Below are 5333 nucleotides of genomic sequence, written 5' to 3'. Positions count from 1 at the left end.
CCCTTGGGCTTGCCGGTGGAGCCGGAGGTGTAGAGCACGAACAGCGGATGCTCGGCGCCCACCCATTCGGGCTCGCAGGTCTCTGGCTGGCCTTGCGTTTCTTCATGCAGCCAGCGGTCGCGCGAGGGCACCCAGCCGATCGGCCCGCCGGTGCGGCGGTAGACGACGACATTCTTCACGCTCTCGCAGCCGCCCAGCGCGATGGCTTCGTCGACGATGGCCTTGAGCGGCAGCGGCTTGCCGCCGCGCACCTGTTCGTCGGCGGTGACGACCATCACGGCGCCGGCATCCTGGATGCGGTCGCGCAGGCTCTGCGCCGAGAAGCCGCCGAACACCACCGAATGCGTGGCGCCGATGCGCGCGCAGGCCTGCATCGCGACCACGCCTTCGATGCTCATCGACATGTAGATGACGACGCGGTCGCCCTTCTTCACGCCGCGCGCCTTCAGCGCATTGGCCATGCGGCAGGTGCGCGCGAGCAGCTCGCGGTAGCTGGCCCGCGTGACCTGTCCGTCGTCGGCCTCGAAGATGATCGCGGTCTTGTCGCCCAGGCCGCGCTCGACCTGGCGATCGAGGCAGTTCCAGGACACGTTCAGCGTGCCGTCCTCGAACCACTTGAAGAAGGGCGCCTGGCTGTCGTCGAGCCCCCGGGTGAACGGCGTCTTCCAGCCCAGGAACTCGCGCGCGAGGCGCGACCAGTAGCCGCTGTGGTCGGCCTCTGCCTCGGCCACCAGTTTTTCATAGGCGTCCATGCCGTACACATGGGCGTCCTTGATGTCCGGGGCTGGAATGAGAGGGCTTGCTGCTTCGTTGCTGCTCACGATGGGTCTCCTGATGGTTCGATGCGGGGCGTCGCGGGTCTGGTGGCTGTTTCACGGGTCCGCGTGGCTGTTCAGCCAGGCTGCAACCGCTGCGGCGCTGCGGAAGTCGTCGCAGGCGCGCGCGGGAACGCCGGGGTAGCGCTGGTTCCACATGCGCGCGAGCGCCTGGCCCGGCCCCACCTCCAGCACGCAGCGCACCTGCCGCGCCATGATGTTTTCCATGCATTCGTCCCAGCGAACCGTCTGCGCGATCTGGGCAGCCAATGCCGTGCGGGCAGACCGTGCATCGCGGATGCGGTCCCCCGCATTGCTGAACAGCACGGCGCGGGGCGCCTGAAACGGCACCTGCGCCAGCGCCAGTGAAAAGCTCTCCGCCGCTTCGCGCATCCAGGGCGTGTGGGACGCGACGTTGACCCGCAGGTGCGTGCACTGCGCACCGGCTGCGATTGCCATGCGCTCGGCGTCGTCCAATGCCGCGCTCGGACCGCCGAGGACCACGCTGGCGCTGCCGTTGCGAATCGCGAGTTCGAGCCCCGCATCGATGCGCAACTGCTCCCACTTCTGCTCGGGCAAACCGCTCACGGCCAGCAGGCCGCCGGGCGCGCGTGCGGCGCAGCGGTCCATCGCCGCGGCCCGCTGCGGCGCGAGTGCTGCGGCCGCGCCCGCGTCGATCACGCCGGCCGCGCTGAAGGCAGCGAGTTCGCCGACGCTGTAGCCGGCGACCGCGGCGGGCGGCGAAACCATGGGCGCAAGCTGTGCCCAGGCCGCGAGGGCAAGGCCGGTCAGCAGCGTCTGCGCGTTGTCGTTGCGTTCGGCCCAGTGCGGATCCGCGAGGGCACGACGCCAGTCGTCGACGCCGAGTTGCGCGCACATGCCATGCACGAGTGCGTCGTCCGCGAGCCATGGCAGCATCGCGGAATGCTGGTTGCCCTGGCCGGAGAAAAGCAGTGCGAAGCTCATGAGCCTGGGCACATGCGCTGGAGCCAGCACGCGGCGGCCAGCGTATCTGCCGCGCCGCCGGGCGACAGGCGGCGCCGCACGAAATCGTCTGCAATGGCTTGCGCCTCTTGCAACCCTTCGGGCCGTGCGATCCCGCCCCGATCGAGAAAGCCCTGCGCCGCGCGTTGGGCGCCGCGCAGGCCGGCCAGGCCGCCGCGGTGCGCAAGATTGCTGTCGTCCAGCACCGCAATGATGTGGAACAAGGTATCGAGCCGCGCCAGGCGGGGCGCGAGGCCCCGTGCCAACGCCCTCCTCAGTGCGGGAAGCGCCGTCTCGAACAGCACCGGAAACGCCAGCGCCGCCTCTTCGGATGCGCTGCGCAGGCCATGGCGCCGTGCCGCGATGCCGCCCGGCAGCACGGGCGCGCGCTGGCTGCGCCCGGCCAGTGCCTCGCCCCAGTGCCGGCGCAGCGCATCGCGCAGTGCCGCCGGATCCCATGCACCGCCATGCGCCCGCAGCGCGGCACCGGCCGCGGCGCACAGCAGGCCGAGCATGAAGATCGCGCCGCGGTGCGTGTTGACGCCGCCGGTGGCGGCCAGCATGCGCGCCTCCGCCGCAATGCCCAGGCGCTCGAGCACTGCGAAATCCGCGCCTGCGGCGCCGGCCTCTGCGATCCGGACGAAGTAGCGGCGCAGCGAGAACAGGCTGCGCATGAAGGTGTGTGCGTCCATGTCGTCGTGGCTGCCGCAGTCGATCAAGGTGACCAGGCCGGGCTTGGGCGACAGCGACAGTTCGTCGTAGAGCGAGAGCGTGGCCGCGCGTCCGATCGCAGCGGGTGTCGGCCGCGAATCGGGCGACGGCGAAAGGGCGAAGTTCCTCATGCGGCGATCTCCATCGGCTCCGTGTGGCCACACCATGCGGCATCGCGATGCAGGTGCACGCCGTCGAGCCGCCTGACCATCACGGCCCGCGTGCGCCCGGCACGCCATTCGGCCCATTCACGCCAGGCCACCGCCGCGCCGTCGCCGAACATGAGCTCGCCGTCCAGCCGGAGCTGCGGTGCCTCGAACAAGCCGAGCGCGCGCGCCACGGCATCCGCATGGACCGCTCCTTCGACCGCGATCGACAGGTCCAGATCGGAGCCCGCGCGCACATGGTCGAGACCGCTGATCGCCTGCCAGCCGTAGCTGCCGAACACGCGTACCGCCGCGTGGCATTGGCTGAGCCTGCCGAGCAGTTCGCGCAGCACATCCCATGCTGGCGGCGGCAGCAGGTCCTGCACGTCGGCGGGCCGCGGGAACTCGCCGAGGCCGTCCACCGCAGCGTGCGGCACCTGCAGCGCAAGCCGGCGCCGGCCCCAGCACGCAGGCGCGGGCAAACCCAGCGCGATCCATCCATCGGCGCCGGCATGGGCCGGCTGGCGCGTCACGACCAGCGGCAATCGATGCAAGGCCCAATGCGCGAGGCAGTCGCGCGCCTGCACATCCCATGGCCGGCCCAGCACGGCGGCCCACCCGCTCCGGGTGAGCCAGGCGAGTTGGTGGCGATGCAGCGAAACCATGGCAATCATCCGAACTCAGCCCGCGTTCAGGCAGCGTCCAGCACGCGCTGCACGACCGCGGCGGCGAGCCGGCGTCCACCGCGTTCGGCGCCGTCGCGTGCGCGCCTGTCTTCTGTCGGCGTGTGGGCCAGCGCATCGCGCAGGCGGGTTTGCAGGTCGCCGGTCCACAGCGCACGCACGCCGCCCATCGCCACATAGTTCTGCACGCCGGGCGCGAACACCGGGTTGGATTTCGACAGCTCGGTGAGCCGGTCCTCCGGCAGCTTGGTCACGCGCGCCATCGCGGGAATGCGCATCACACGGATCTCGGCTTCCGGCAGCGCGTAGCAGGCGTCGGCGATCAGCCCCGAGGTGATGAAGCCGCCCGACAGCGCCTGGTCGTACACCAGGCCGATCACGCGATGGCCGCGGCGCCGCGCCATGTCGATGCTCGCGCCCAGGTGYGCCATCGCGCGATTGATGCCGAGCAGTTCGTCGCGCCGGCGCAGCTGCTGGCCCTGCGTGTCGATCAACAGCAGGATCGGGCGGCCCGGATGCTGCCGGACGGTGTCGAGCACCGCGCGCGCCTGCGCCAGCGCGAGCCGCACGCCGATCGGCGCGTGGTTCGTGGTGCCGATCACCGTGAGCGGCTCGCGTTCGAAGATCACTTCGCCCTGCAGAAAATCGCCATCCGCACGCAGGCCGTGGAAGGAGCCGAAGAGCTGGGTGACCAGGGAATTCCATTGCATCTGATGCTCCTTGCTCACAGGGTGCGCAGCGCGCGCACGGCTTCCACCGGAAGGTCCGGGACGTTTTCCGCGCCGGCAATGCCGAGCGCGCCCCAGAGCAGCGTCGCTTCGTCGCCGCCGGCGTCGCCGTCCGGCAGCGCATGCAGGCGCTGCGTGAGCAGGCTGTGCTCCTGCTCCAGCGCCGCCTGGGTCAGCGGCTGCTGCCGGTCGAGCGCGGCGATGGCGGCTGCGCGGAATTCCGCGACGTCGTCCTCGACCAGCGCATCGCAATCGCCGGTCAGCCAGCGGTGCTTGCCACCGGTGGTGCGCCAGACCAGCGCCCGGTCGCGCGAGTCGAATTCATCCACGCCGTGGGAGGCCTCGATCACTTCCGGGCCCGACATCGCGAGCCGCCCGACATCGCTCATCACGATGTGGTCGGCGCAGCGCGCCACGATGCCCATGCCGCCGAAGCAGCCGTTGGCGCCGCCGATCAGCACGATGACCGGTATGCCCGCGGCGCGCACGTCGAGCACGGCGCGCATCACTTCCGACACCGCGATGAGGCCGGCGTTGGCCTCGTGCAACCGCACGCCGCCCGATTCGGCCAGCAGCAGCACCGCGGCCGGCCGGTCGCGCAGCGCGCGCTGCAGCAGGCCGACCAGCTTGGCGCCGTGCACTTCGCCCACGCCGCCGCCCATGAACGCGCCTTCCTGCGCAGCCGCGAAGACCTCGCGGCCGTCGAGGGTCGCGCGGCCGACCGCCACGCCGTCATCGAAGGCCGAGGGCACGCCAAGCTGCGCGAGGTGCGGGCTCATGACCCGCTCGCTCGGTGGCAGCCATTCGTGAAAACTGCCGGCGTCGAGCAGCAGCGCCAGCCGCTCGCGTGCCGAGCATTCGGCGTAGCTGATCATGGCCGGCCTCCGTCGATCTCGGCCACCGCCTGGTCCAGGCGCAGGCTCACCACCGCGGGCGTGGCACCCATGTCGTTGATCGAGATGCGCACACCGGCCAGCGGATGGCGCGCGTGGAAGTCGTTCATCACGGCCTGCCAGATCGGCCCGAAACCGCGCGCCGAGGTTTCGACGCGCACCGCGCAGCCATCGCCGCCGGCGGGCTCGAGCATGACCTCGAGGTTGCCCGAGCCGACCACGCCGACCAGCACCGGCGCAAAGGCGCCGGCCGGCCGGCCGCCGGAAAAGGAAAAGTCCAGGGTTTCGAGCCCTGCGGGAACGTCGCTCATCGTCGGATCTCCTGCTACCAGTTTCTGAAGCGCCTGGGCGGCTGGTACAGCCCGTACAGCCC

General features: G+C 70.9%; 7 protein-coding genes. All 7 read right to left on the bottom strand.

Annotation, left to right across the window (positions count from 1 at the left end; all coding sequences use genetic code 11):
• A partial coding sequence (locus tag AC1DOC_RS17675) for an AMP-binding protein (protein WP_478130174.1) occupies nt 1-821 on the bottom strand: 821 nt, incomplete at its 3' end.
• Nucleotides 822-872: 51 nt separating this feature from the next.
• Nucleotides 873-1781 carry an acyltransferase domain-containing protein gene (locus AC1DOC_RS17670; RefSeq protein ID WP_418148231.1) on the bottom strand — a complete coding sequence of 303 codons (909 nt, stop codon included), beginning with the start codon at nt 1779-1781 and terminating at the stop codon, nt 873-875.
• On the bottom strand, nt 1778-2641 hold the full coding sequence (gene mdcB / locus AC1DOC_RS17665) for a triphosphoribosyl-dephospho-CoA synthase MdcB (protein ID WP_478081405.1): 864 nt from the start codon (nt 2639-2641) through the stop codon (nt 1778-1780). Before mdcB ends, AC1DOC_RS17670 begins: the two co-directional genes overlap by 4 nt.
• Nucleotides 2638-3330, bottom strand: coding sequence for a malonate decarboxylase holo-[acyl-carrier-protein] synthase (gene mdcG / locus AC1DOC_RS17660; RefSeq protein ID WP_478130173.1), 693 nt, complete (start codon nt 3328-3330; stop codon nt 2638-2640). Before mdcG ends, mdcB begins: the two co-directional genes overlap by 4 nt.
• Before the next feature lie 17 nt (nt 3331-3347).
• Entirely contained in the window at nt 3348-4049 is a 702-nt protein-coding gene (gene mdcE / locus AC1DOC_RS17655; protein WP_418148225.1) for a biotin-independent malonate decarboxylase subunit gamma, read from the bottom strand.
• 14 nt (nt 4050-4063) lie between these two features.
• Entirely contained in the window at nt 4064-4942 is an 879-nt protein-coding gene (locus tag AC1DOC_RS17650) for a biotin-independent malonate decarboxylase subunit beta (RefSeq protein WP_418148223.1), read from the bottom strand.
• The gene (gene mdcC, locus AC1DOC_RS17645; RefSeq protein ID WP_018904208.1) at nt 4939-5271 is read right to left on the bottom strand and encodes a malonate decarboxylase acyl carrier protein; all 333 of its coding nucleotides are present in this window, start codon (nt 5269-5271) and stop codon (nt 4939-4941) included. The genes AC1DOC_RS17650 and mdcC overlap by 4 nt, the downstream gene beginning before the upstream one ends.
• Nucleotides 5272-5333 lie beyond the last annotated feature (62 nt).

Source organism: Variovorax sp. 01T439_2, assembly GCF_056398445.1.
Note: the sequence above shows the minus strand (reverse complement) of the source record. Positions and strands in the feature narration are given on the sequence as shown.

What these genes read in the sequence shown, in the direction of transcription:
- AC1DOC_RS17670 (WP_418148231.1), bottom strand. Translation starts at nt 1,781, where the DNA reads ATGAGCTTCGCACTGCTTTTCTCCGGCCAGGGCAACCAGCATTCCGCG.
- mdcB (WP_478081405.1), bottom strand. Translation starts at nt 2,641, where the DNA reads ATGAGGAACTTCGCCCTTTCGCCGTCGCCCGATTCGCGGCCGACACCC.
- mdcG (WP_478130173.1), bottom strand. Translation starts at nt 3,330, where the DNA reads ATGATTGCCATGGTTTCGCTGCATCGCCACCAACTCGCCTGGCTCACC.
- AC1DOC_RS17650 (WP_418148223.1), bottom strand. Translation starts at nt 4,942, where the DNA reads ATGATCAGCTACGCCGAATGCTCGGCACGCGAGCGGCTGGCGCTGCTG.
- mdcC (WP_018904208.1), bottom strand. Translation starts at nt 5,271, where the DNA reads ATGAGCGACGTTCCCGCAGGGCTCGAAACCCTGGACTTTTCCTTTTCC.